The sequence below is a fragment of the Paracoccus everestensis genome (genome assembly GCF_021491915.1).
Taxonomy (GTDB): Bacteria; Pseudomonadota; Alphaproteobacteria; order Rhodobacterales; family Rhodobacteraceae; genus Paracoccus; species Paracoccus everestensis.
This window is the reverse complement of sequence record NZ_CP090836.1, coordinates 1,557,971-1,581,836: the sequence shown is the minus strand read 5'-3', so window position 1 is coordinate 1,581,836 and position 23,866 is coordinate 1,557,971. Positions and strand designations below refer to the sequence as shown.

21 protein-coding genes and 2 pseudogenes are annotated in these 23,866 nt (G+C 63.7%); 11 read left to right on the top strand and 12 right to left on the bottom strand.

Going from position 1 to position 23,866, the window contains the following annotated elements:
• Positions 1-48: 48 nt before the first annotated feature.
• Genes LZ585_RS07810 through surE form a run of 3 tightly spaced genes read right to left on the bottom strand, consistent with a single transcriptional unit; the run spans position 49 to position 2,694 of the window.
• On the bottom strand, positions 49-1,185 hold the full coding sequence (locus tag LZ585_RS07810; RefSeq protein ID WP_234853056.1) for a M23 family metallopeptidase: 1,137 nt from the start codon (positions 1,183-1,185) through the stop codon (positions 49-51).
• Positions 1,186-1,222: 37 nt separating this feature from the next.
• Complete coding sequence (locus LZ585_RS07805) at positions 1,223-1,885, bottom strand: protein-L-isoaspartate(D-aspartate) O-methyltransferase (RefSeq protein WP_234853055.1); 663 nt, start codon at positions 1,883-1,885, stop codon at positions 1,223-1,225.
• A complete protein-coding gene (gene surE, locus LZ585_RS07800; RefSeq protein ID WP_234853054.1) occupies positions 1,882-2,694 on the bottom strand; it encodes a 5'/3'-nucleotidase SurE in 813 nt (270 codons plus the stop codon). The genes LZ585_RS07805 and surE overlap by 4 nt, the downstream gene beginning before the upstream one ends.
• Positions 2,695-2,864: 170 nt before the next feature.
• Between surE and LZ585_RS07795 the strand changes: the two genes are divergently transcribed.
• Both LZ585_RS07795 and LZ585_RS07790 read left to right on the top strand, forming a co-directional pair.
• Positions 2,865-3,779: a sulfite exporter TauE/SafE family protein gene (locus LZ585_RS07795; RefSeq protein WP_234853053.1), complete on the top strand. Its 915-nt coding sequence runs from the start codon at positions 2,865-2,867 to the stop codon at positions 3,777-3,779.
• Entirely contained in the window at positions 3,779-4,618 is an 840-nt protein-coding gene (locus tag LZ585_RS07790) for a TIGR02186 family protein (protein WP_234853052.1), read from the top strand. The genes LZ585_RS07795 and LZ585_RS07790 overlap by 1 nt, the downstream gene beginning before the upstream one ends.
• Here LZ585_RS07790 and LZ585_RS07785 read toward each other — a convergent pair.
• Complete coding sequence (locus LZ585_RS07785) at positions 4,615-5,571, bottom strand: L-malyl-CoA/beta-methylmalyl-CoA lyase (RefSeq protein WP_234853051.1); 957 nt, start codon at positions 5,569-5,571, stop codon at positions 4,615-4,617. The genes LZ585_RS07790 and LZ585_RS07785 overlap by 4 nt on opposite strands.
• A 147-nt stretch (positions 5,572-5,718) precedes the next feature.
• Between LZ585_RS07785 and LZ585_RS07780 the strand changes: the two genes are divergently transcribed.
• A complete protein-coding gene (locus LZ585_RS07780; protein WP_234853050.1) occupies positions 5,719-6,579 on the top strand; it encodes a D-amino-acid transaminase in 861 nt (286 codons plus the stop codon).
• Here the strand turns inward: LZ585_RS07780 and LZ585_RS07775 are convergent.
• Together LZ585_RS07775 and pepN are read right to left on the bottom strand one after the other, a co-directional pair.
• Positions 6,576-7,484, bottom strand: coding sequence for a 1-acyl-sn-glycerol-3-phosphate acyltransferase (locus LZ585_RS07775; protein WP_234853049.1), 909 nt, complete (start codon positions 7,482-7,484; stop codon positions 6,576-6,578). The genes LZ585_RS07780 and LZ585_RS07775 overlap by 4 nt on opposite strands.
• A gap of 42 nt (positions 7,485-7,526) precedes the next feature.
• Positions 7,527-10,118 (bottom strand): aminopeptidase N, encoded by a 2,592-nt coding sequence (gene pepN / locus LZ585_RS07770; RefSeq protein ID WP_234853048.1) that lies wholly within the window; start codon positions 10,116-10,118, stop codon positions 7,527-7,529.
• A 199-nt stretch (positions 10,119-10,317) separates the two neighbouring features.
• Between pepN and LZ585_RS07765 the strand changes: the two genes are divergently transcribed.
• The 4 genes from LZ585_RS07765 (at position 10,318) to LZ585_RS07750 (ending at position 15,516) form a co-directional block, all read left to right on the top strand.
• On the top strand, positions 10,318-10,947 hold the full coding sequence (locus LZ585_RS07765) for a hypothetical protein (RefSeq protein WP_234853047.1): 630 nt from the start codon (positions 10,318-10,320) through the stop codon (positions 10,945-10,947).
• 176 nt (positions 10,948-11,123) lie between these two features.
• On the top strand, positions 11,124-12,695 hold the full coding sequence (locus LZ585_RS07760) for a Re/Si-specific NAD(P)(+) transhydrogenase subunit alpha (RefSeq protein ID WP_234853046.1): 1,572 nt from the start codon (positions 11,124-11,126) through the stop codon (positions 12,693-12,695).
• A 10-nt stretch (positions 12,696-12,705) separates the two neighbouring features.
• Complete coding sequence (locus LZ585_RS07755; protein WP_234853045.1) at positions 12,706-14,148, top strand: NAD(P)(+) transhydrogenase (Re/Si-specific) subunit beta; 1,443 nt, start codon at positions 12,706-12,708, stop codon at positions 14,146-14,148.
• Positions 14,149-14,208: 60 nt separating this feature from the next.
• Positions 14,209-15,516: a DUF3422 family protein gene (locus LZ585_RS07750; protein WP_234853044.1), complete on the top strand. Its 1,308-nt coding sequence runs from the start codon at positions 14,209-14,211 to the stop codon at positions 15,514-15,516.
• 146 nt (positions 15,517-15,662) lie between these two features.
• Here LZ585_RS07750 and LZ585_RS07745 read toward each other — a convergent pair.
• Positions 15,663-16,722, bottom strand: a protein-coding gene (locus LZ585_RS07745; RefSeq protein WP_234853043.1) for an IS630 family transposase whose coding sequence is annotated in 2 segments (ribosomal slippage) — positions 15,663-16,251 and positions 16,250-16,722 — 1,062 coding nt in all. Because the reading frame shifts where the segments join, the coding sequence is not laid out codon by codon here.
• 104 nt (positions 16,723-16,826) lie between these two features.
• Here LZ585_RS07745 and LZ585_RS07740 point away from each other — a divergent pair.
• Positions 16,827-17,168 (top strand): arsenate reductase family protein, encoded by a 342-nt coding sequence (locus tag LZ585_RS07740; protein ID WP_234853042.1) that lies wholly within the window; start codon positions 16,827-16,829, stop codon positions 17,166-17,168.
• A gap of 3 nt (positions 17,169-17,171) precedes the next feature.
• Here LZ585_RS07740 and LZ585_RS07735 read toward each other — a convergent pair whose 3' ends face one another.
• The 4 genes from LZ585_RS07735 to LZ585_RS07720 form a co-directional block, all read right to left on the bottom strand.
• On the bottom strand, positions 17,172-17,597 hold the full coding sequence (locus tag LZ585_RS07735) for a TIGR01244 family sulfur transferase (RefSeq protein ID WP_234853041.1): 426 nt from the start codon (positions 17,595-17,597) through the stop codon (positions 17,172-17,174).
• A gap of 152 nt (positions 17,598-17,749) precedes the next feature.
• Positions 17,750-17,896, bottom strand: a complete 147-nt coding sequence (locus LZ585_RS07730) for a hypothetical protein (protein WP_234853040.1) — start codon at positions 17,894-17,896, stop codon at positions 17,750-17,752.
• Positions 17,897-18,068: 172 nt separating this feature from the next.
• Entirely contained in the window at positions 18,069-18,749 is a 681-nt protein-coding gene (gph, locus tag LZ585_RS07725; protein ID WP_234853039.1) for a phosphoglycolate phosphatase, read from the bottom strand.
• Complete coding sequence (locus LZ585_RS07720; protein ID WP_234853038.1) at positions 18,746-19,111, bottom strand: thioredoxin domain-containing protein; 366 nt, start codon at positions 19,109-19,111, stop codon at positions 18,746-18,748. Before LZ585_RS07720 ends, gph begins: the two co-directional genes overlap by 4 nt.
• A gap of 369 nt (positions 19,112-19,480) precedes the next feature.
• Between LZ585_RS07720 and LZ585_RS07715 the strand changes: the two are divergent.
• Positions 19,481-20,257: pseudogene (locus tag LZ585_RS07715) on the top strand (IS30 family transposase); the annotation flags it as partial.
• Between the two features lie 330 nt (positions 20,258-20,587).
• Here LZ585_RS07715 and LZ585_RS07710 read toward each other — a convergent pair.
• Positions 20,588-21,619 (bottom strand): IS110 family RNA-guided transposase, encoded by a 1,032-nt coding sequence (locus tag LZ585_RS07710; RefSeq protein ID WP_234855784.1) that lies wholly within the window; start codon positions 21,617-21,619, stop codon positions 20,588-20,590.
• A gap of 122 nt (positions 21,620-21,741) precedes the next feature.
• Here LZ585_RS07710 and LZ585_RS15000 point away from each other — a divergent pair.
• Positions 21,742-21,963: pseudogene (locus tag LZ585_RS15000) on the top strand (transposase); the annotation flags it as partial.
• Positions 21,964-22,274: 311 nt separating this feature from the next.
• Entirely contained in the window at positions 22,275-23,651 is a 1,377-nt protein-coding gene (locus LZ585_RS07705) for an ISNCY family transposase (protein ID WP_234853036.1), read from the top strand.
• Positions 23,652-23,866: the final 215 nt, after the last annotated feature.

The following is a 23,866-nucleotide window of genomic DNA, read 5'->3' as shown; positions in this document are numbered from 1 at the left end:
CTTGATCATGTCGGGCCAACGTCTGGGACGGTCGGGTGTTCCGTCTGGTCAGTTCAGGTATTTTTCGGGATCCACGCTGTCAAAGCCCTGGCGCACCTCGAAATGCACGAAACCGCCGCGGCCTGCTGTGCCGATGGACTGGCCCGCCGACACGCTGTCGCCCTTGGCGATATCCAGGGCGTCCAGCCCGGTATAGACCGTCATCAGATTGCCGTCATGGCGAACCACGACGATGGGCGCGCCGGACGTGTCCGTTGTCACGGCCGCAACCGTGCCGCGGCCCGCTGCCTTGACGGCTGTTCCGGCGGTGGCGGAAATGTCGATGCCGTCGTTCTTGCCCTTTTCATAGACCCGGATGATCGAGCCCGACACCGGCATCTGGAACCGCCCCCCCGTGGACGCTGCGGTCCGGGTCGCGCCCAGGTCGGTCGCTGGTGCCTTTGGGCCGGGTTCGGCGGCAGGAATGGTCGTTTCCGAAGGCAAGGGCTGCGCGGCGGACGGCGGGCGCGGAGTCGGGCTGCCGGTGCCGGGCGCGGTCGTGACCACCGCCGGATCGGGGGCCTTCTGGCCCGCGACCGGCACGATCAGCCGCTGTCCCACCCGCAGAGTCATCGACACGGGAAGCCCGTTCCAGGTTGCCAGATCCTGCACGCTGACGTCGTATTTGCGCGCGATGGACCAAGCCGTCTCGCCCGAGGCGACGACGTGCTGCGCCGGATTGGCAGGACTGGCCGGAGGTTTGGGAGCGCTTGCAGCCGCAGGTGCCGCCTGCCGGGCAGGCTGGCCCGCAAAGGGGTCTGCCACGGCCCCCGATGCGGCTCCACCCGCTGCCGCCCCCCCGCCTGTCACGCGTTGCGACAGAACCAGGGTCTGCCCTGCAGCCAAGGGGGCATTGGCGGGCAGGGCATTGTGCTGTGCCAGCCGCGCGGCATCGATGCCCAGCCGGGACGCGACGGTCGAAACGGTATCGCCATTGCGGGCCACGACGACCTGATAGGTCGGGAATGTTATCACGCCCCGATCATCGGGCTGCGGGCGGGGTGCCGCGCGGGCGGCGGCGTCAGCAGTGGTCAACGCGCCCGGCATCCAGCCGCGCAAGTCGGGGTCAAACCCGGTCGCCCCGCACGAAGCCAGAAGCAAGGCAGCCGCCCCGACGCTGGCGGCTTGTCTGAAAGTCCTGCTCATTTCCGTCGTCCTTAACCTGCCACGCCGCAGATCCGGGTCATGTCGGTCCCAACCCTTCGACCAGCGGCACAAATCGCACTTGACGCAATTCGTCATAGTCATAGCCGGCTTCTGTCCGTGTCACGCGGATCAGCGTCTGGACCGCATCGGACTGTCCCACCGGCACAACCATGATACCGCCGATCTTCAACTGTGCCAACAGCGGCCCCGGCGGATCCTCGGCTGCGGCGGTGACAAGGATGCGATCAAAGGGCGCCTGATCGGGCAAGCCCCGCGATCCGTCGGCCACCTGCGCGGTGATGTTCGACAGGCCGAGCTGGCGAAAGATCGCCTCGGCCTCGGTCACAAGGCGGCGGTGGCGGTCCACGGTATAAACGCGGCGACACAGACCCGACAGGATCGCCGCTTGGTATCCCGATCCGGTCCCGATCTCCAGCACGGTATCGCGCGCGCCGGGGTTCAGCGACTGCGTCATCAGGCCGACGACCGAGGGCTGGCTGATCGTCTGGCCGCATGGGATGGGCAGGGGAGTGTCCTCATAGGCCCGGTCGGCGAACTGCCCGCGCACGAACAGGCCCCGGTCGATCCTTTCCATCGACGCCAGCACGCGCGGGTCGGTCACACCGCGCGACCGCAACTGGAACAGAAAGCGCATCTTGCGCTCGGCCGGGTCGTCGTTGCCGTCGGGGCCTTCGGTCATGGCATCTCTGCCTTCGAGGTATCGTCGAACAGATCCGCCATGTCTTGCAGCGAGGCATGGCAGGTCAGATCGGCGCGCATCGGGGTGACCGAGATAAAGCCGTCCAGGTTCACCGCCACATCGGTGCCGGCTTGGGCCGGGGCGTTCTGCGCCCCGCCGGCCGCCCACATGAAGCGGCGGCCGTTGGGCGCGGTATAGGGCACGACGCTGAAATTCGTTCCCTGCCTGCGTCCCTGGCGGACAACGCGGGTGCCGCGCACCCCTGCCGCGGGGACAGGCGGAAAGTTGATGTTGTAGAACAGCCGGAAATCCGCGTCCGAGGTCCAGTCGCCATGATCCAGCAGCCGGCGGATGACCGCCGCGCCGTGCTGGCGCGCACCCTCGAACGGATCGGCCAGCGTCGATGTCTGCGGGCCGAGGTATTGCGACAGGGCGATGGCCGGCAGGCCTTGCAACGCGGCCTCCATCGCGCCGCCGATCGTGCCCGAATACATCGCGTTTTCACCCGAATTGTTGCCCCGGTTCACGCCCGACAGCACAAGGTCCGGCGGCGCATCGGCCATGATGTCGCACAGGGCGGCCAGCACGCAATCGGCGGGGCTTCCCTCGGTCGCATAGCGGCGTTCATCCAGGCGCGCGACCATGGTCGGATGGGAATAGCTGATGCAATGGGCGACGCCCGATTGTTCGAATGCCGGGGCCACCGTCCAGACCTGTCCCGAGGGACCGACAAGAGTTGTGGCGATTTCCGCCAGAACCGCCAGGCCCGGTGCGTTGATGCCGTCGTCATTGGTGATCAATATGCGCATCTTCCGGCCGTTCTTGGACGCTGCGGCAGCGTCAGTTCACGTCTTCGTTCCTGCTTAGCCGGGCGACCCGCCCGCTTCAAGCGCCAGAGGGGCCAGCGATGCCCGAAAGCGGTTTGACGGGACTGCCGGGCCGTTGCATCCTTTCTGCCAACGCAACCGGCGCGCGGGTCATGCAGATTTATCTTCCCATTGCAGAAGTATCCGTGAACGCCTTCACGCTGATCGGGCTTGGCGGACTTGTCGGACTGATGAGCGGGCTTTTCGGCGTGGGCGGGGGTTTCCTGATCACGCCGCTGTTGTTCTTCATCGGCATCCCGCCCGCCATCGCCGTGGCGACGGGCGCGAACCAAGTCGTCGCATCCTCGGTTTCGGGCGTTCTGGCCCATGTGAAGCGCAAGAGCGTCGATTTCAGAATGGGCGGCGTGCTGCTGGCGGGGGGGCTTGTGGGATCCTGGATGGGGGTCTGGGTCTTTACCCTGCTGCAGCAGGTGGGCCAGGTCGATCTGGTCGTGCAGTTGTGCTATGTCGTGTTCCTGGGCCTGATTGGCGCCATGATGTTGCAGGAAAGCATCCGCGCCCTGCACCGGTCGTCCAAGCCCGGCCATCGCAAGCGGCTGCATCAGCACAACTGGGTCCACCGGTGGCCGCTGAAGATCAAGTTCCGCACCTCGGGCCTGTATATCAGTGCCTTTCCTCCGCTGCTGGTGGGGGTGGCCGTGGGGGTGCTGGCCGCGATCATGGGGGTGGGCGGCGGCTTCATCATGGTGCCTGCGATGATCTATCTGCTGGGGATGCCGACCCGGGTCGTGGTTGGCACGTCGCTGTTCCAGATCACGTTCGTGACTGCCTTTACCACGCTGATGCACGCGGTCAGCTATAACACCGTGGACATGATGCTGGCGGTGCTGCTGATCATCGGCGGGGTCGTGGGCGCACAGTTCGGCACCACGCTGGGGGCAAGGCTGCGGGCGGAACAGTTGCGGATCCTGCTGGCGCTTCTGGTGCTGGCCGTTTGCGGCAAGCTGGCGCTTGACCTGTTCCTGACGCCCGACGACCTGTACGTCATCCAGCCGGGGATCGGCTGATGCGGACGCGGATCGCGGCGCTGATGATGCTGGTCCTGGCCTGCACTGCAAGCGCGCAATCAACGGTGCCGCAGGGCAATGCCGATGCCTTGCCCATCCAGGCCACGCCCGTTGCCGAACCGCCCCCGGCCGAGAGTGTGGTGGCGGGCCTGTCCAGCGACAGCGTGGCGATCACGGCCAGCTTCAACGGATCGGACATCCTGATCTATGGCGCGATAAAGCGCGAAGCCCCTATCCCATCCGGCCCGCCCTTGCAGGTGATCGTCACGGTCGAGGCCCCGTCCAGTGCCGTCACCGTCTGGCGCAAGGAGCGCAAGGCGGGGATCTGGGTCAATTCCGAAGCCGTCAGGATCGGCGCCGCGCCGGGTTTCTATGCGGTCGCCACGTCATCCGCCCTGGACGATATCCTGCTGCCCGAATGGGACAGCCGGTATCGGATATCCCTGTCCCATGCCATGCGGGCCTTTGCGGGCCAGATCGCCGTCGAAAGCGCCGTTCCCTTTACCGAGGCCCTGATCCGCATCCGCGAAGACGAGGGGCTGTATCGCCTGGACGAAGGCAGCGTGTCGCTGATCGACCAGACCCTGTTCCGCGCCGATGTCAGCCTGCCCGCCAACCTGGTCGAGGGGGCCTACAAGACCCGCATCTTCCTGCTGCGCGACGGGCAGGTCATCGACGTGTTCGTGGCGCCCATCAATGTGCGCAAGGTGGGACTGGAACGCTGGCTTTATCGGCTCGCCTTTGACCAGCCGTTTCTTTACGGCCTGATGTCGCTGGCCGTGGCGGTTTTTGCCGGCTGGGGCGCGTCCGCCGCCTTCAGAAAGCTGCGCCGACCCTAGCCTGCGATCAGCTCGGCCTGCCTCACGATCACCTCGGCCTGCTTGATTGAGGCGATGTCGACCAGCCGGCCCTTGTAGACGGTGGCGCCCGCGCCCTCGGCCTTGGCCTTTTCCATGGCGGCCAGGATCTCTCGCGCCTCGGTCACGGCGGCGTCGCTGGGCGAAAACACCTCGTTCGCAAGCGCCACCTGGCTGGGGTGGATCGCCCATTTGCCGACCATGCCCAGCGTGGCAGACCGGCGGGCCTGTGCGATGAAACCATCTGCATCGCTGAAATCGCCGAACGGGCCATCGACCGGCAGCAATCCGTGGGTGCGGCAGGCGGCGACAATGGCGGTTTGCGCCCAATGCCAGGGATCGGGCCAGTATTTCTGCCCGTCGCGGATCATGTAGTAATTTTCCTGCGTCCCGCCGATGCCGGTCGTCGCCATCCCCATGGAGGCCGCGAAATCGGCGGCGCCCAGGCTGATCGCCTGCATCCGGGGGGACGATGCCGCAATCTCCTCGACATGGCAGATGCCCGCGGCGCTTTCGATGATGACCTCGAAATTGATGCGCTTGGCTCGCCCCTTGGCGCGTTCGACCGCCGTCACCAAGGCATCGACAGCATAGATGTCGCTGGCGCTCCCGGCCTTGGGGATCATGATCTGGTCCAGCCGATCACCGGCCTGTTCCAGCAGGTCCACCACGTCGCGATACCAGAAGGGCGTGTCCAGTCCGTTGATACGGACCGACAGCGTCTTGTCGCCCCAGTCGATGTCGCCAATTGCCTGGATGATGTTCTGGCGCGCCCGGTCCTTGTCGTCGGGCGCCACCGAGTCTTCCAAGTCCAGGTTGACGACATCGGCTGCGGATTTCGCCATCTTCTCGAACAGGCTTTCCCGCGATCCGGGGCCGAACAACTGGCAGCGGTTCAGGCGGGCAGGCGGCAAGGGTTGGGGGCGAAAGCTCATGCAAGGATCCGTTCCGAAAAGATTTGCGTTGCAGGAAGCAATATTGTTTCGCACCTGCAGCATCAAGCCTGCAGTTTGGTTTGGCTTGACGCGCCGGTTCTTTGGGCGCAGGACCGCTGCCACAACCGCTGAACACAAGGGGACACCATGACGCGCACGGTCTATGTAAACGGCGACTACCTGCCCGAGGATCAGGCCACCATCTCGATCTTCGACCGGGGGTTCCTGATGGCCGACGGCGTTTACGAGGTTGTCAGCGTCCTGGACGGCAAGCTGCTGGACTTCGACGGCCACCTGGTGCGGCTGAAGCGGTCGCTGTCCGAACTGGCGATGGACAATCCGCTGCAGGATGACGATTACCTGACGGCCTTCCGCGCGTTGGTGGAAAAGAACGCGATCACCGACGGGATGATCTATCTGCAAGTGACGCGCGGCAACCCTGGGGATCGCGATTTCGCCTATCCCCCCGCAGGCACCCGGCCCACGGTGGTGATGTTCACGCAATCCAAGCCTGGCCTGGCCAATGCGCCCGCTGCCAGGACCGGTTGGAAGGTCATCAGTGTCGAAGATCAACGGTGGGCACGTCGCGACATCAAGACGGTGCAGCTTCTGTTCCCATCCATCGCCAAGATGGAGGCCAAGGCCCGCGGCGTGGACGACGCCTGGATGGTCGAGGATGGCAAGGTGACCGAAGGCACCAGCAACAACGCCTATATCGTCAAGAACGGCACCATCGTGACCCGTGCGCTCTCCAACGACATCCTGCACGGCATCACCCGCGCCGCCGTGCTGCGGTTTGCCACCGAGGCGCAGATGCAGGTCGAGGAACGCAGCTTTTCCATCGAGGAAGCCCAGGGTGCGGATGAGGCTTTCATCACCTCGGCCTCGGCTTTCGTGATGCCGGTCGTGGAAATCGACGGGGCGGCAATTGGCACGGGGCAGGTGGGTCCGGTCGCCACGCGGCTGCGAGAGATCTATCTGGAAGAAAGCCGCAAGGCCGCGATCTAGGCCAGACCTTCGGACCCGCGCACAAGCCGCGCCCCGCTGCGATCCTGCATCAGGCGCGCGGCATCCGGCCCCGGCGCGGGCAGGGCCAGCACCCTGTCGCGCAGGACGTTGATCGCGTCCTCGCCCTTGGGCAGGGTCGCGGGGTCGACGGGGGCGCCGACCGTGATGCGGTATGGTTGGCGGCGCTTGTTCAGAACCTCGTTGAACAGTGTCACGTCGCGCAGCGTCGGATGGATCGCGTCCAGCAGATAGAACAACGCCGAATTGCGGGCGCGGATGTTCATGGGGATGATCGGCACACCGAACTTGCGCGCTATCATCGCGGCACTTGCCATCCAGGGCCGTTCGTGCAGCGTCAGGCCGTGGCGTTTCGCTAGGCGGCCTGACGGGAAGATCAAGCCGATCCGGCCCGCCGCCAATGCCTCGCGCGTGTAATCCATCGTCGCCTTGGTCTTGGCGTGGCTGCGCTTTTCCAGGCGCCATTCCACGCCTGCGATCAGATCAGCAGTCTGCGGCAGCACGCGGATCATGTCGTGGTTGGCATAGATGAACAGGTCGTCGCGCAGTTGCGACATCAGCGCATGAACGACGATTCCGTCCGCGATGCCGGTAGGGTGGTTTGCCACGATCAAGGCCGGGCCGGTCGCGGGAATATGCTCCATCCCCTCGACCCGGACATCGCGGACGATCAGGTCCGTCATGCGCCGCATGATCTCGATCGTGGGCAGGTCACGGAAATCGGCACCAAGGCGCAGGGTAGTGGGATAGCGCAGCAGGCCCATCATCGCCCATTTCGCCAGCCGGTGATGGGGCTTGCCGGAGTAAAGCCAGGGCGCCCGCTCGGCGATCAGCGGGTCCAGACGGGCCTGCATCTCGGCCTTGGCAATGGCGTCACGGTCAGTCATTCCGGTCTTTCTGCCCCGCTGCCTGGGTGCCTGAAAGCGGCATCACCGGCCTGCAGCGATCATCCGCGACACCATCTCGCGGGTGTTCTTGCTCAAACCTCTGACAGCGGCGATTCGTTCCAATGCGGCCAAGGTCTTGGCACGGCGGCCTGCGTCGTATCGGGTCCAGGTTTCGAACGCGGTGGACATCCGCGCGGCGATCTGCGGGTTGACCGGATCCATGCGCATCAGCCATTCGGCCACGAAGTCATAGCCCGAGCCGTCGGCGGCGTGAAAACCGGCATGGTTGCCCGACAGCCCGCCGATCAGGGCGCGGAAGCGGTTGGGGTTCTTCCAGTCGAAATCTTGGCGCTGCGACAGCGCGCCGGCGATGGCGGCGGCGTCAGAAGGGCGCGCGGCCATGGGCTGGATCGCAAACCACTTGTCCATGACCAGACGGTTGTCCGCAAACTGATCATGCAGCGCAGCCAGTTCCGCCTGTCCGCGTCCGCGCCGCAGCAAGGCTGTCAGGGCTGCCATGCGCTCGGTCATGTTTCCGGCGATGCCGAACAGAACCTCGGCCCGTTCACCGCCGTCAATGCGGCTCAGCAGCGCCAGCACGGCATTGCGCAGCGAACGGCGCGCCGCGTCCGCCGCGTCGGGGCGATAGGGGCCGTCCACGGTCTTGTCGTCGTAGAGCCGCGACAAAAGATCCAGATGGGTCGAGGCAATTTGATGGGCCAGGGATTCGCGCGCGGCGTGGATCGCATCGGGATCGGGGGTCATGCCATCTGCAGACAGGCGGGTGGCGATCTCCTCCTCGCCCGGCAACGTCAGGCACAGGGCGCGGAAAGCGGGGTCGGCGGTATCGTCGGCGATCAGGCGGCCGATGGATCGCACATAATCGTCACCCGCAGCCTGCCCCTGCGAGGCCGCGATCAGTGCGGACAGGGCCAGTTCCCGTCCGGCTTCCCAACGGGCGAAGGGATCGGTGTCATGGGCCAGCAGGAAGGCGCGGGTCGCGTCGTCCAGGTCGCGCAACAGGATCACGGGGGCGGAAAATCCGCGCAGGGCAGATACCACAGGACGCACACCCAGCCCGTCAAAGGCAAAGGCCTGGCGACTTTCGGTCATTTCCAGAACCTGCGTGGCCACGACCTCATTCCCGTTGGGACCGATCAGACCCAGGGCGATGGGGATCACGCGGGGCAGTTTTTCGGTCTGGCCGGGCGTGGGCGGCGTGTCTTGCGCGAAGGTCAGGACCAGGGTGCCGCCAGCCTCGGCACCCTGCCAATCCTCGGTCATGGTCAGGCGGGGCGTTCCCGCGTCGGTATACCACCGCTTGAACTGGGCCAGGTCGCGGCCCGTCGCATCCTGGAAAACCTGCAACCAATCCTCGATAGTGGCAGCGTCGCCGTCATGACGGTCGAAATACAGATCGAGCGCCCGGCGATAGCCGTCATCGCCCACAAGGCGCTTGAGCATCCCGATCACTTCGGCGCCTTTTTCATAGACGGTCGCGGTATAGAAGTTGTTGATTTCCTCGTACCGATCAGGGCGCGGGGGATGGGCCAATGGACCCTGGTCCTCGCGGAACTGGCGGGCGCGAAGGGCGCGGACATCCTCGATCCGCTTGACTGCCGCGCTGCGCATATCGCCGGTGAACTGCTGGTCGCGAAAAACCGTCAGGCCTTCCTTGAGACACAGCTGGAACCAGTCGCGGCAGGTGATGCGGTTGCCGGTCCAGTTGTGGAAATATTCATGGGCTATCACCGCCTCGATGCGCTCATAGTCGCCATCGGTCGCGGTCTCGGGACTTGCAAGCACCAGTTTCGAGTTGAAGATGTTCAACCCTTTGTTTTCCATAGCGCCCATGTTGAAGTCATCGACGGCGACGATGTTGAACACGTCCAGGTCGTATTCGCGGCCATAGACATCCTCGTCCCAGCGCATGGACTTGATCAGCGATTCCATTGCGAATCCCGCACGGTCCTGATCACCCGGCCTGACCCAGACGTTCAGGGCCACGCTGCGCCCCGACCGGGTGGTAAAGCTGTCGCTGACGGCCACCAGATCGCCCGCGACAAGCGCGAACAGATAGGACGGCTTGGGCCAAGGATCGTGCCATTCCGCGCGGCCCTGCGACTGGCCGACCGGGTTGCCGTTCGACAAAAGCACCGGCAAATCGCTGTCGATGGTCACGTGGAACGTGGCCATCACGTCGGGACGGTCGGGATAGAAGGTGATGTGCCGGAACCCCTCGGCCTCGCACTGGGTGCAGAACAGGCCGTTCGACATATACAGGCCTTCGAAGGCAGTATTGGCGGACGGATCGATGCCGACCTCGGTTTCCAGAAGGAAAGGATGGCGGGGCAGGGCGGCTGCGGCAATCGTCAGGGTTTCGTCGCTGCGCGTCACATGGGCGGAGTCAGGGGCCGTTCCGTCGATGGTCAGCGACAAAAGCCTGACCGCCTTGCCGCCATCCAGAACCAGGTCCGCAGACTGTTCGCGATCGCGGGGCGTCAGCGACAGTTCGGTGCGTACCCGCGTATCGGTCGGAGACAGCCTGAATCCCATGCGTGTCGCCGACAAAACAAAAGGATAGGGCCGATAATCGGCAAGAAGCTGCACATTTTGCCCTTGGGTCGTGGTCATCGCATCCTCGGCATGAAGAAAGCTGCTCCGGCTGGCGGAACCTGATCTTGACCAAGGTGTTAGTCGCATGAAGGCCGGGTCGCAAGTCGGCTGGTTCCACCGATGGTCCGACCGGTCGAATTGACGGCGGGCGACAGGCGGGACACACCGCACGCGACACTGAAACCGGTGTCTCAACACAGAACTTTGGAGGCCAGCAATGACCCATGATCCGAACGACCCGAACCGTACCCGGCCTGTCGATCCCGCCCGTCCCGTTGATCCGCTGGTTCGCAATGAAACCTATGTCGAACCGGTCGAACGTCGCTCTTCGCCGCTGCCGCTGATCATCGGCGTCCTGCTGGCACTGGCCTTGGCGTATTTCGTGCTGCAACGCTTCACAGGCGATGACACGGTGGCAGTCGATGGCGACACAACAACCGTGACCACGACCGACGCGCCTGCCAGCGACGCGGCCAGCAATGCCGCAGCCGATGCGGAAGCCGCAGCGGACGATGCTGAGGCCGCAGCCGACAGCGCTGCCACGGCGACGGAAAACGCTGCGGACAATGCAGCCGATGCGACCCAGGATGCGGCCGAAAATGCAGCCGATGCTGCTGAAAGCGCTGCCGAGAGCGCAGCTTCTGCAGCTGACAATGCAGCCGATGCTACTGGCACCGCGCTGGAAGATGCAGCCGATGCCGCCAGCACTGCGGCTGACAGCGCAGCCGAAACCGCAGCCGATGCCGCAAGCAATGCGGGCGAGGCCGTGGATGACGCGATCTCGGTCGAGGAAGCGCCTGCGACCGGTACGACCCCGGCCCCCGGAACCCCCGCGCCTGCGAACTGATCGAGGCTTTACGTTGAAACTGGCGCCCAAGGTCTTTCGGCCTTGGGCGTTTTCTTTTGCGGCTTTCCCTCCCAAGACATTCGTATTGAACAGGTGATGCACGGACTTGTGAAAGATTATTTCGCGGTGCTATCAGTCGTGCGACCAAAATGAAGCGAGCGGGGGACAACACAGCCATGAAGATCGGCGCGTTGAAGGAAGGTTTCGAGGGGGAAGCGCGGGTCGCGATTACTCCTTCCTCTGCCGGGCATCTGATGAAGCTGGGGCACGAGGTTTTCATTGAAAGCGGCGCAGGGGCGCGGGCCGGGTTTTCGGACGACAGCTATCGTGCCGCAGGCGTGACGGTGCAGCTCAATTCCGCCGAACTGATCCGGTCGGTCGATGTGGTGGCCAAGGTGCGCCAGCCCTCGGATGCCGAAATCCGGCAGATGCAGCCGGGGCAGACGCTGATCAGCTTTTTCTATCCCGGCCAAAGCCCCGAGATGCTGGCCCTTGCCAAGGAACAGGGCATCACCGCCATCGCCATGGACATGGTGCCGCGCATCAGCCGCGCGCAAAAGATGGACGCGCTGTCGTCGATGGCCAACATCGCGGGCTATCGCGCGGTGATCGAGGCTGCGAACAACTTTGGCCGCTTCTTCACCGGCCAGGTGACGGCTGCGGGCAAGGTGCCGCCGGCCAAGGTGCTGGTTGTCGGGGCAGGGGTGGCGGGTCTTGCGTCCATCGGCACGGCGGTCTCCCTGGGCGCGCAGGTTTATGCCTTTGACGTGCGTCCCGAGGTGGCCGAGCAGATCGAATCCATGGGCGCCGAGTTCGTTTATCTCGATTTCGAGGAAGCGCAGGACGGGGCCGCGACCGGCGGCTATGCCGCGCCTTCCTCGCCCGAGTTCCGCGACAAGCAGCTTGCCAAGTTCCGCGAGCTTGCGCCGCAGATGGACGTGGTCATCACCACCGCGCTGATCCCCGGGCGCGATGCGCCGAAGCTGTGGACACGCGACATGGTCGAGGCGATGAAGCCCGGCAGCGTGATCGTGGACCTGGCCGCCGAACGCGGCGGCAATTGCGAACTGACCATTCCCGATGAACGCCACGTGACCGAAAACGGCGTGACGATCATCGGCTATACCGATTTCCCGTCGCGCATGGGCGCCCAGGCATCCGAGCTTTACGGCAACAACGTCCGTCACTTCCTGACCGATCTGACGCCCAAGAAGGACGGCGTGATCCTTCACAACATGGAGGACGACGTGATCCGGGGCGCCACGGTCACGCGCGACCATGACATCACCTGGCCGCCGCCGCCGCCCAAGATCGCGGCCATTGCCGCCCAGAAGCCCAAGGAAAAGCCAAAGGCCCTGACGGTCGAGGAGCGCCGCGCCGCCGAAGTCGCCGCCTTCAAGGCCGAAACCCGGTCGCAGGTCACGCTGCTGGTGGTGGGTGCGGCGGTGCTGCTGCTGATCGGGCTGTTTGCGCCCTTCAGCTTCATGCAGCACTTCATCGTCTTCGTGCTGGCCTGCTTTATCGGCTTCCGCGTGATCTGGAACGTCGCCCATTCGCTGCACACGCCGCTGATGGCGATCACCAACGCGATCAGTTCCATCATCATCCTGGGCGCGCTGATGCAGATCGGGTCCGGGTCCTGGTGGGTCGTCGGGCTGGGTGCGCTGGCCGTGCTGATGGCGGGCGTCAATATCTTCGGCGGCTTCATGGTCACGCGCCGGATGCTCGCCATGTTCCAGAAGTCGTAAGGGGACAGCAATGGAATACGGATTCACCACCGCGGCCTATGTGGTCGCAGCCGTGCTGTTCATCCTCTCGCTGGGGGGATTGTCGGGACAGGAAAGCGCCAAGCGCGCGATCTGGTACGGGATCGTCGGCATGGGCCTGGCGGTGCTGGCCACGCTGTTCGGGCCGGGCGCGGGCAACTGGCTGTTGTCGCTGGTCATGATCGCCATTGGCGGGGCCATCGGCTGGGTCGTGGCGCAGCGCGTGCAGATGACGGAAATGCCGCAGCTTGTGGCCGCCATGCATTCGCTGGTCGGCCTGGCAGCGGTCTTCGTGGGCTTCAACGCCCAGATCGAACTGGCTCGTGTGCTGCGCGCCAAGGCCGAGGGCGGCGTGCAGGTCTTTCACGGCTTTGCCGCCGTGCTGGCCCACAAGACCCCGGCCGAGATCGCCATGCTGAAGATCGAGGTGTTCCTGGGCATCTTCATCGGCGCCGTGACCTTTACCGGGTCGGTCGTGGCCTTTGGCAAGCTGGCGGGCCGCGTCGACGGCAAGCCCAGGAAGCTGCCGGGCGGGCATATGCTGAACGCCGGCGCGCTTGCGTTGTCGGTGCTGCTGGGCGTCCTGTACTTCACAGGCGTCGGACCTGCGATCCTGTGGCTGGTCCTGATCACGCTGCTGGCCTTCTTCATCGGCTATCACCTGATCATGGGCATCGGCGGCGCGGACATGCCGGTCGTGGTGTCGATGCTGAACAGCTATTCCGGCTGGGCGGCGGCGGCCATCGGCTTTACCCTGGGCAACGACCTGCTGATCGTGGTCGGCGCGCTTGTCGGCTCAAGCGGTGCGATCCTGTCCTATATCATGTGCAGGGCGATGAACCGCAACTTCGTCAGCGTGATCCTGGGCGGCTTTGGCGGCGAGGCTGGCCCTGCGGCCGAGATCACCGGCGAACAGATCGCGATCGATGCCGATGGCGTGGCGGCGGCGCTGAACGACGCCGACAGCGTCATCATCGTGCCGGGCTATGGCATGGCGGTGGCCCAGGCGCAGGGCGCGGTCAGCGAACTGACCCGCAAGCTGCGCGCGGCGGGCAAGACGGTGCGCTTTGCAATCCACCCCGTCGCGGGACGCCTTCCGGGCCACATGAACGTGCTGCTGGCCGAGGCGAAGGTGCCCTATGACATCGTGCTGGAGATGGACGAAATCAACGAGGACTTCCCTTCCACGGATGTGGTGATCGTCATCGGCTCGAACGACATCGTCAACCCGGCGGCGCAGGACGACCCGAACAGCCCCATCGCCGGGATGCCGGTGCTGGAGGTCTGGAAGGCCAAGCAGGTCTTCGTCAGCAAGCGCGGGCAGGGCACCGGCTATTCCGGCATCGAGAACCCGCTGTTCTTCAAGGAAAACACCCGGATGTTCTATGGCGACGCCAAGGACAGCCTCAACAAGCTGCTGCCCATGGTCGAGTGAGAGAAATGGGGGCGGGAAATCGCCCCCATTCGCCCCGGACTGGCACCAAAGGAGAATGGCTTGGGGCAGGAAATCGAACACCCGTTGCGATACGATCTAGTCAACGAACTGCATGCCAGGCCGTCGCCCCGCCTGTCCGCACCCGCGACCTGCGCCTTTGTGGCCTTCAAGGAACCGCGCGACGCGGCCAACCGTGACAGGCTTCGGGATTTCGCGCATCTGACCGCGCTGACGGCCCGCCACGGGGGGTCGCGTCCCGATCCCGATGACAGCCATTATCAGGGCCGACTGGGCCGCCATGACCTGAAATGGGAAAGCCATACGGAATTCGTGACCTATATGGCCACGACGCCGGGCCTGCCGATCCGGCCCTTCGATCCAAGCGCGGGCGCAATCTTTTCGGCCGAATGGCAGGGGGATGCGCCGGGGCGGCGTGTCGCCGCCGTGCTGGTCCAGATTGACATCCTGCCGGAAAATCCCGCAGACCTGCTGTCCCGGATCGAAAATTGGTTTGCCAAGGACAGCCTGACGGCCGTCTGGGTGCTGGAAGAAGCTGCGATGATCGCTGGGGATTTTCGCATCGATCCGGATGGATGGATGCGCTTTGCCGTCTTTGTGCGCCCCGATGTGGGTGCGGGGCGGATAGGGCGCATCGTGCATCGGCTGGTCGAACTGGAAACCTATCGCGCGATGTCGATGCTGGGCCTGGGCCGGTCGCGCAGCCTGTCGCGCCGGTTGAACGAACTGGAACCCCGTCTTTCCGCCATCGTGGACGGAATGCACGACAACGCCCGCCCGGCCGAGGCCGTGCTGCACGAACTGCTGGAGGTTTCCGCCGAATTGGAGGCACAGGCGGTCCAGCATTTCTTCCGCTTTGGCGCGACCAAGGCTTATGAGGCGATCGTCATGGACCGCGTAACGGCGCTGCGCGAAACGCGGTTCCTTGGCCGGCAGATGCTGGCAGAATTCATGCGCCGCCGGTACCGTCCGGCCATGCGCACCGTTGCCTCGGCCGAAGATCGGTTGCGCGCGATGATCGAACGAACCCGCCGTGCGGCCGACTTGCTGCGCACGCGGGTCGATGTTGAACGGTCTGCCCAGAACCAGGCCCTGCTGGAGCGCATGGACCGGCGCGCCGACCTGCAACTGCGCCTGCAACACACGGTCGAGGGGCTGTCGGTGGTCGCGATCAGCTATTATGCCGTGGGGCTGTTGTCCTATGCACTCTATCCGGTGGCCTCGGCCCTGGGGGTGGACAAGGCCTATCTGATCGCGGCACTGACGCCGGTCGCAGTGCTGATCGTGTGGGGGGCGATGCGGCAGGTGCGCCGCCGCCTGCACAAGCATGGTCCGGCAGGCGATTTGTGACTTGCCCTAGGTCTGCGGGATGGAAATAACCAGTCCCATCATATTTCGCCGGAGCCCATCGTGAAACTGATGCTTGCCCTTGCCGCGCTTCTGACCCTGACCGCCTGCGGTGTGCCGCTGGTCCCGTTCGTCTAATACCAACGGCATTATCCACTGACCTGCGCCCAATCGCGTGAGGTGATTGAAGCGACGCGTTCCGGCATTGCGAGGAGGGTGTTCCAGGCATCGCAGCAGACGTCGACAATGGCGTCGTAGCTGTCGAAGACCCGGTTCGCGAGGGTGTTCTGACGGAGGAACTGCCAGAGGTTCTCGACCGGGTTCAGTTCCGGACTGTAAGGTGGCAGTGGCAGCAGGCTGATGTTGGGCGGGATGATGAGGTCTGTGGAGCTGTGCCAGCCGGCGCCATCGAGAACAAGGAGCGCGTGTGCACCGGGCGATACCTGCCCGCTGATTTCGGCCAGGTGGGCGTTCATCGCCTCCGTGTTCGCGTAGGGCATGACGAGCGCCGCACCGATCCTGCGGGCCGGGCAGACCGCCCCGAAGATGTAGGCCCAGGCGTAGCGGCAGTCTTTTGGCGCCCGCGGGCGTGTGCCCTTTCTCGCCCACACGCGTGTCAATGTTCCCTGCTGGCCCACCCTGGCCTCATCTTGGAACCAAATCTCCAAGGGCTTTCCTTGCGCTTCGTTAGGCAAGGCTGCGCGCGCCAGTTCGGCAAAGTTTTTTATATACCGCTTGCGCTTCGCCATCGGCCTGCGGATGGCGCGGCCGGACTGAGAGACGCGCAAAGCCGAGCCGGTGAAGGATCGCGCTCATGGTCCTCTCCGCCACGCGAATGCCAAACCGCTGGTCAACCACGTTGCAGAGGTCAATCCGACGCCAACGCACGACCTTATCCGTCGACGGGTCAGGCCCCGTTTCGACGATCACGGCAAGTTCGCGCATCTGCTCGGCGCTGAGCCGCGCTGGCCGCCCGGAAAGCGGCCGATCGCCAAGGCCGGCCAGCCCTTCGGCATTGTAACGATGAACCCAGTCACGCAGCGTCTGCCGATCCATACCGCAGCTTTGTGCCGCTTCCGTCCGGCTTCGCCCGTCAAGCACATGCGCCAGCGCAAGCATCCGGCGCGACGCTCGCGCGTCCTTCACTTGAGCCGCCTCCCGCCGCAGATCCGATGCTGAAAGGTCCGTGCGTGTGATGCCCACTGCCATCCTGATCCTCCTCCGCCTTGCAAGGGAGTGAATCAGAGGTCGGCCGCAAAGCAAACCATCTTCAGAGTCGATGGTTCATGCCGCTGGTATAAGAGGATCCCGTGATGAGATCCCTGATCCTGTATGGACTGGCACATTGTTCCACCTGCCAAAAGGCACAGGCCGACCTGGAACAGAACGGCTGGACGGTCGATTTCCGCGATGTCCAGAAGCAGCCGTTGTCGAATGCCGAACGCGCGCGGCTGGCCAAGGAATTCGGTGACAAGATCGTCAACCGCGCCAGCCTGACCTGGCGGGCCATGTCGGATGATGAGCGAGCGGCGGATCCTGTGGCCATGATGGGCGCGAAACCCAGTGTGATGAAGCGCCCGGCCATCGTGGCGGACGATCTGCGCTTGCTGGGTTGGACCGCCAATGTCAAACGGGCGCTGAACGTCCCGGTCTAGACGTCAGCGGCTGGCGCCCGCCAGCGACCGCATCAGCGGCACCACGCCGGACAGGTCGTAGCCTGCCTGCGATGCTGTATTCAGCACCTCGGCCTCGGACAGCTTGCCTGCCTGACCAAGCGCCCACAGGACCGTGGAGCGGTTTCCCGATCTGCAAAAGGCGATTGCAGGCTTTGGTCCATCCAGGGCGGCGGAAAAGCCGTGGATCAGGTCGGGCGTAATTTGGCCGGGACGAAACGGCAGGTAATGGTATTCCATTCCCGCATCCGCCGCGGCTTGGGCCATTACCTGATGATCGATCGCGCCGTCCTCGTCGTCGGGGCGGTTGTTGATCAGGGTCTTGAAGCCCGACCGGGCCAGCAGGGCCACGTCCGGCAGATCGATCTGCGGCGAGACTGCAAGGTTCGGGGTAAGCTGGCGCAGGTCCATGACAAGCCTTTCCGTGGCACAGTCCCGGATTGGCGCATCTGCGACCGCAATGTCAAGCACTCGCAAGAAGGCCTGCCAGCGGGGCGGGCGGGGGCGACGCCAGATCGGGCAACAGCCAGTCGGCTGCAGTGCAATCCTCGTCCCGCGTATAGCTAAAGGGTGTAACCAGAACGCGCAGACCTGCCGCTTGTGCGCAGGCAAGGCGGGCTGTCTTCCATTGCGATGCAGCCGGACGGCACGATGCCAAGCCGGTGCAAGGCCAGCAGATAGACATCCGGCGCGGGCTTCCTGGCAGCCACCTTGTCGCCTGCGGCAGTGACCTCGAAGACTTGGTCGGCGGTTTTCTCAATATTGCCAGGACCAGAGCATCGACAACACCTGGGCCCAGTGCAGCTGATCCAGATCGGATCACCTTTCCTTAGATCCTTCTCTCGGGCAGGGTGCCGTCCACGTCCCAGATCGGGGCACGGATCATGCCAAGACTTTTGCCTCGATCAGAGCAGGCAGCGCGGAGAAATCGTCAAAGGCTGCAAGATGGGGCAGATCCTCGACCGGGGTCTGGCGATAGCCCTGGGTATAGATCAGGAAGGGCACCGGCACCGCTGCCGCGCAGGCCGCATCGAATTCGCTGTCCCCTACATAGATCGCCTTGGGCTGCCTCGGGTCTGCGCCCAGCCTTTGCAGCGCGGCTCGCAAGGGGGCGGGATGGGGCTTACGCTCGAGAACCGAATCCCCGCCGATTACGCAACCGAACAGATGCGGGATGCGGAAATGCGTCAGGATGGCCTGGGTCACGGCCAACGGCTTGTTGGTGCAAATGCCCAAGGGATGGCCGCGATCCGCCAGCGTTTCCAGCGTTTGTGCAACATCGGGAAACAGCTGCGTCAACTGCGTCGCATCCTGATAACAGGTCATGAAGGCTGCGATATATTCTGCCTTCTTCGCATCGGGAAGTTCCTGCGCGGCGATGATCTTGTGCCACAGCACATCCACGCCGCCGCCGATGAAGCTGCGCACCTGGTCCAGCGTCAACGGCGGAGTCCCATGCTGGCCCAGAACGTCGTTCACGCAGGCATGAATGTCGGGGGAACTGTCGATCAGCGTGCCATCAAGATCGAAAATGATCGGGCAGGGGGCAAGGCAAACATTCATGCGGATTCCCATTCGATTGAGCAGCCCATCGAGGGAACCTTATTCTCCGGCCCCTTGCCAGTTTCGGTGATCTGAAGCATCGCCTCCAGCCGTTTCTGGCATATTTCGGTGGAGTCTGGTGTTTGTGCCGAGGCACCGAACCGGCCGCGATATTGCAACTCGCCAGGGGCGTTGTGGCAAAGGAAATCCGGCGTGCATTCCGTCCCGTAGACTTTGGCAATAACCTGCGTTTTGGCGTAAAGATAAAGGAAAGTGAAACCGTGGAGTGCAGCCAGGGCCTTCATGTGGTCAGGACCGTTCTGTGGATCATCCACAACATCGTTGGACGAGATCGAAACGGCTCCGATGCCCGCATTCTGCATTCACGCGCATCACGAACGACGCGGTCGATGATAGACTGGACATAGGGGCGGTGATTGCAGATGAATATGACTAGCGTGCCGCCCGTGCCAGCCCCATCAGCCAGCCTGTACATCTGGCCGTCAGTTCCCGACAACTAGAAATCATGCCAAGGCGCACCAAAGTTGTATGCTGGGTAAGACTGCCATGAATTCTTCTAAGAGTCAGGACAAGGTTTCCGAACCATGGCAATAACGACAAGTGCGACAATAATAACTAGATTTTTGCTCCATAATACAGATTATCCACGTTGAACCTATAGCCGGGTGGGTTCTATTTCGAGATGCGACAAGCCATGATTTGCTAGCTTTTGCAGTTCGAGGAACCTCCCTTTGGCATCGCACCTGACCCTTCCTGAGCGTCGCATTGTTGCGGCCATGCTGCAGCGCAAGATCAGCGTGGCGCAGATCGCCGTCCAACTCGGCCGACATCGCTCCACCATCCATCGCGAGATCCGGCGCAACTTCTGGCACGACGACGAAGTGCCGATGGCGACTGGTTACTGGCACATGAATGCCCAGCACCTCGCTGCCAGTCGCCGCAAAAGGCAGACCAAGCTGCTGCAGGATAATGACTTGCGCGACGGCGTGATCGCCGGGCTCAAGGCCGGCTGGTCACCCCAACAGATTGCCGGACGCTTGCGTCTTGAATGTGGTCGCCCTCGTGTGTGCCACGAGACTATCTACCGCTATGTCTACTCACCCGAGGGCCAGGCGCAGGAGCTGGGCCGCCACCTTCCCGAGCGGCGTCGCAAGCGAAAGGCGCGCTACGCCCGTAAACCAAGAAGCCTCGTGTTTCCTGAGCGTTGCATGATCAGGAACCGTCCTCAGGCGGTCAAGGACCGGCAGGTTTTTGGGCATTGGGAGGCTGACCTGATGATCTTTCGCAAGGAGCATGGCCCGGCCAACGTGGCCACAGTCGTCGAGCGGATGAGCCGCTATACGGTTATCTTCTGCAACAATGACCGTCGGTCCAGGCCGCTCATGAACAGGCTGATCGACCTGCTCTCGCCCCTGCCCCGGGATGCCCGGCAGAGCCTGACCTTCGACCGGGGACTGGAATTCGTCTCCTGGCGCGAGCTTGAGAAAGGGCTTGGAGCGCAAGCGTGGTTGTCTAATCGCATCGCATCGGTCAAGCCCTTCTGAAAAAGCGATACAAGCCGCGCCATTCAGGCCCGCCAAGGTTAGGTGCAGCAGGACCAGCCAAGCCCCTCTTTGTCAGCATCCTGGAGTCTGCGCGTATGTCCGGAGCATGGTTGTCTCCGCGGTCAGCATAAGGCTGCCGCATTTCGGTCTCCGCAGGTAAAGCCTTCTTATGTTTTGCACGCAGTCCATTACGGCTGCAGCCACGTCTACCAGAATGGCTTGACCTTCGTCCGAGACAGGGACGCCTCCTCGTATCAGGGGATCTGACACGCTGAGCTTGTTGAGCTGGAAGTCTTATGCCGGGCTTCCAGCCATTGGGTTGAAGCGCTCGCCCGTCTTCAGCATGGTGTGCATGATCACGGCCAGCTTGCGTGCCACGGCTACAGCAGCGCGCTTGAAGCCGAGCCGCTGTCGCAGATGTAGGCCCCAGGCCTTGAGCCGGTTCTCAGTTTCACTGCTGGTTCTGGTGAGCAGTGCTGTTGCCGCCTCGTAGAGCAAGCCGCGCAGACGGCGGTCACCTCGCCGCGAGATATGACCGTCATAATCAACTTCACCGGATTGATAGCGGCGGGTGGTCAGGCCCAGCCAGGCACCGACGGCACGGGAGTTTCGGAAGTTGTCCGGATGTTCGACCGCGGCAACATAGGAGATTGCTGTGATGGCACCGATGCCGGGTATTGTCATAAGGAGCTTCATGGCCGAGCTTTGCCGGGCCGTGGCAAGCAGATGTTGACTCAGACGGGCGGCTCGTTTGCGCAGTTCGAGCCAGACATCCAGCAGCGGCAAGATGATCTGCGCCAGCTGGCCGTCGTCTGCCACCAGCTTTCGGACATGGCAATCGAAAACACGCCCGGTGCCCTTCGGAACGATCAGCCCAAAGGTTTTCATGAAGCCGCGGATCTGGTTGGTCAGCTGGGTCGTCATGTTCAGGAGCTGAGCACGCGCCGCAATGAGCGTGCGGATCCGCATGGCTCCGAACGACTTGACCCGCACGGCCTTGTAAAAGCCCGCCTCAGCCAAGTGCGCCAAGCCATCCGCGTCGTTCGCATCGGTCTTGTTGAGGGTCTCGCTGAGTATCTTTTGAGCGTGGCGCGCCTCAATGCAGATCGCGGGCAGCCCTTCCTCCGTCAAGGCGTGAAAGAACCAGGTCGCCAGCGGGCCGCTCTCGAAGATGACCTTTTGGGGCTGAGCAGCGTGCTTGCGAATGGTTTGGGCAACGGCCTTGGGGTCAGAGGGGCATTTCCCTCGCCAGATCCGCCGCCCGCCCTGGCGGATCGAGATCGTTGTGTCCTTCAGAGAAACATCAAGTCCAACATACTGATCCATGGTCATTCTCCATCCAATGGCGCGACCGAGTCGTTCATCAGCCCGGCGTTCTCATCATATCGGGCGGCGGCTCGGTTCAACGATACAGGGTCCGAGAAACGCGACGCGCGATTACCCCCATGTTTTGCGATCCGCAGGCACCTTGGCAGAAGCCTACGGTCGAGAACACCAACCGGCGCGTCCGACGCTGGCTTCCCCGTGACACCATATTGCTGACGATAGACCCAAAGGAGTTCGGGGGCCTCGCGCAGCGCATGAACGCCACGCCGCGCAAATGTTTGGGCTACAGGACACCCGCGGAGGTCTTCCGCGAAGAACTGGCAAGGGCCTCAGGCCTGCAGTAGCATCCGCTTTGCGGGACAGAACTGCCGTTCACTTCGAGTGCAGGATCGACGCGGTGCTGGGCGATCGACTGCGTAGGCAGGGTGCTGTCGGCTCCGACCGAACGCTGGCTATGGAATTGAAGCCGGCATCGCTGATTCACTTTCCCGCCTGACCCGGCCGGGCTGCGATGGCGGATGTCTCCGCCCGGCCGGGTCAGGCTGCGTCAACGCTCGTGTCGCGTTTCAACTTGAATCCGCACCGCAAAGCTAAAATGTCTCACCTTGGCAATTCAGGAATGTCACACTCCCCTGGCGATTCCAGGGAGGCAGGCATGGGATGGGTGATGATGAGCGAACGAGATCTGAGCCGCGCGGCGGTCTTGCGGGATGTTGTGGCTGGGCGGCTGCCCGCCACCGAGGCGGCGGTGGTGCTGAACCTCAGCCGTCGTCAGCTGCACCGCTTGCTGGTCCGGTTCGGCACCAAGGGCGCCGCAGGTCTGGTGCATCGCGGACGCGGCCGTGCGCCCAACAATGCCACGCCGGCTGATCGTCGCGAAGCAATCCTTACCCTTGTCCGAGAGCGATTTCCTGACTTCGGCCCGACGTTGGCGGCCGAAAAGCTGGCAGAGTTGCATAGCATTCGGATTTCGCACGAGACCTTGCGCAAATGGATGATCGCGGATGGGCTCTGGGCGTCTCGCCGGCACAACCGGGCCCTGCATCAACCGCGCCTGCGCCGGGAGTGCCTTGGCGAGTTGATCCAGATCGACGGCTCGGACCATCGCTGGTTTGAGGATCGCGGTCCGGCCTGCACCCTGCTGGTGTTCATCGATGACGCCACCAGCACCCTGATGCATCTCGAGTTTGTTGGTTCGGAGAGCACCTTCAGCTATTTCGGAGCCTTGGAGCGGTATCTGACGCTCCACGGCCGGCCGGTCGCCTTTTACTCGGACAAGCACACCGTGTTCCGGGTCGCGCAACAAGGTGCAAAGACTGGTCATGGAATGACCCAGTTCGGCCGGGCCTTGAACGAGCTGAACATCGAGATCCTGTGCGCCAACTCCTCGCAAGCAAAGGGCCGCGTCGAGCGCGCCAACCGCACCCTGCAGGACCGCCTTGTGAAGGAACTGCGGCTGGCCGGCATCTCCGACATGGAGACCGCCAATGCCTTTCTGCCGGGGTTCATCGAAGCCCACAACCGGCGCTTCGCGCGCACGCCCCGGCGGCCGGACAACCTGCATCGCCCCTTGAACATGGAGCCGGAGCCTCTGCGCAAGATCCTCTGCCGCCGGGATGAGCGCTTTGTATCGCAACAACTGGCGCTGTCCTACGAGAAGCAGCGCATCATCCTTGAGCCCAATGATCTCAGTCTTTCTGCGGCCGGCAAATATGTCGATGTCTACGAATACGCTGATGGAGCCGTTGAGGTGGTGATGAATGGCATCTCCCTGCCCTACAGGATGTTCGACAAGGAGCAACGCGTGACCCATGCCGCCATCACCGAGAACAAGCGCCTGAGCGAGGTGCTGCGCTTCATCAAGGAACAGCAGGAAAACAACCCGCCGAAGTTGCGTCGCGTCGGTGCGCAGCGCACCCGCTATGAACCGACCGGCCGGAAGAGCCCCGGGCGCAAGAGCTGGCTCGACAAGCGCGCTGAACGACGCGCGGCAGAGGCCCAGGCCGCGTCACTTCCGCCGCCGGCGGAGTGACGACAAGCGCCCGGTTGCGCCCCGGCGCCGATGCGGCTGTTTGCTTTTGGCGACAGCGTCACGTGCTGTCGTTCGTCCGAACTCCGATGAGAGACCTGCCCTGATTGTAGCTTTGTCCCGCGCGGTCTCGTCGCTGGGCAGCCGGTCAGGGCTGCGATGGCGGATGTCTCCGCCCTGCCCGGCTGCCGGCATCGTCGCCCCATTGAAGGACACTT

Excerpts from the sequence above, each read along its gene's own strand:
- LZ585_RS07810 (WP_234853056.1), bottom strand. The coding sequence starts at position 1,185 with ATGAGCAGGACTTTCAGACAAGCCGCCAGCGTCGGGGCGGCTGCCTTG.
- LZ585_RS07805 (WP_234853055.1), bottom strand. The coding sequence starts at position 1,885 with ATGACCGAAGGCCCCGACGGCAACGACGACCCGGCCGAGCGCAAGATG.
- surE (WP_234853054.1), bottom strand. The coding sequence starts at position 2,694 with ATGCGCATATTGATCACCAATGACGACGGCATCAACGCACCGGGCCTG.
- LZ585_RS07795 (WP_234853053.1), top strand. The coding sequence starts at position 2,865 with ATGCAGATTTATCTTCCCATTGCAGAAGTATCCGTGAACGCCTTCACG.
- LZ585_RS07790 (WP_234853052.1), top strand. The coding sequence starts at position 3,779 with ATGCGGACGCGGATCGCGGCGCTGATGATGCTGGTCCTGGCCTGCACT.
- LZ585_RS07785 (WP_234853051.1), bottom strand. The coding sequence starts at position 5,571 with ATGAGCTTTCGCCCCCAACCCTTGCCGCCTGCCCGCCTGAACCGCTGC.
- LZ585_RS07780 (WP_234853050.1), top strand. The coding sequence starts at position 5,719 with ATGACGCGCACGGTCTATGTAAACGGCGACTACCTGCCCGAGGATCAG.
- LZ585_RS07775 (WP_234853049.1), bottom strand. The coding sequence starts at position 7,484 with ATGACTGACCGTGACGCCATTGCCAAGGCCGAGATGCAGGCCCGTCTG.
- pepN (WP_234853048.1), bottom strand. The coding sequence starts at position 10,118 with ATGACCACGACCCAAGGGCAAAATGTGCAGCTTCTTGCCGATTATCGG.
- LZ585_RS07765 (WP_234853047.1), top strand. The coding sequence starts at position 10,318 with ATGACCCATGATCCGAACGACCCGAACCGTACCCGGCCTGTCGATCCC.
- LZ585_RS07760 (WP_234853046.1), top strand. The coding sequence starts at position 11,124 with ATGAAGATCGGCGCGTTGAAGGAAGGTTTCGAGGGGGAAGCGCGGGTC.
- LZ585_RS07755 (WP_234853045.1), top strand. The coding sequence starts at position 12,706 with ATGGAATACGGATTCACCACCGCGGCCTATGTGGTCGCAGCCGTGCTG.
- LZ585_RS07740 (WP_234853042.1), top strand. The coding sequence starts at position 16,827 with ATGAGATCCCTGATCCTGTATGGACTGGCACATTGTTCCACCTGCCAA.
- LZ585_RS07735 (WP_234853041.1), bottom strand. The coding sequence starts at position 17,597 with ATGGACCTGCGCCAGCTTACCCCGAACCTTGCAGTCTCGCCGCAGATC.
- gph (WP_234853039.1), bottom strand. The coding sequence starts at position 18,749 with ATGAATGTTTGCCTTGCCCCCTGCCCGATCATTTTCGATCTTGATGGC.
- LZ585_RS07720 (WP_234853038.1), bottom strand. The coding sequence starts at position 19,111 with ATGCAGAATGCGGGCATCGGAGCCGTTTCGATCTCGTCCAACGATGTT.
- LZ585_RS07710 (WP_234855784.1), bottom strand. The coding sequence starts at position 21,619 with ATGGATCAGTATGTTGGACTTGATGTTTCTCTGAAGGACACAACGATC.
- LZ585_RS07705 (WP_234853036.1), top strand. The coding sequence starts at position 22,275 with ATGGGATGGGTGATGATGAGCGAACGAGATCTGAGCCGCGCGGCGGTC.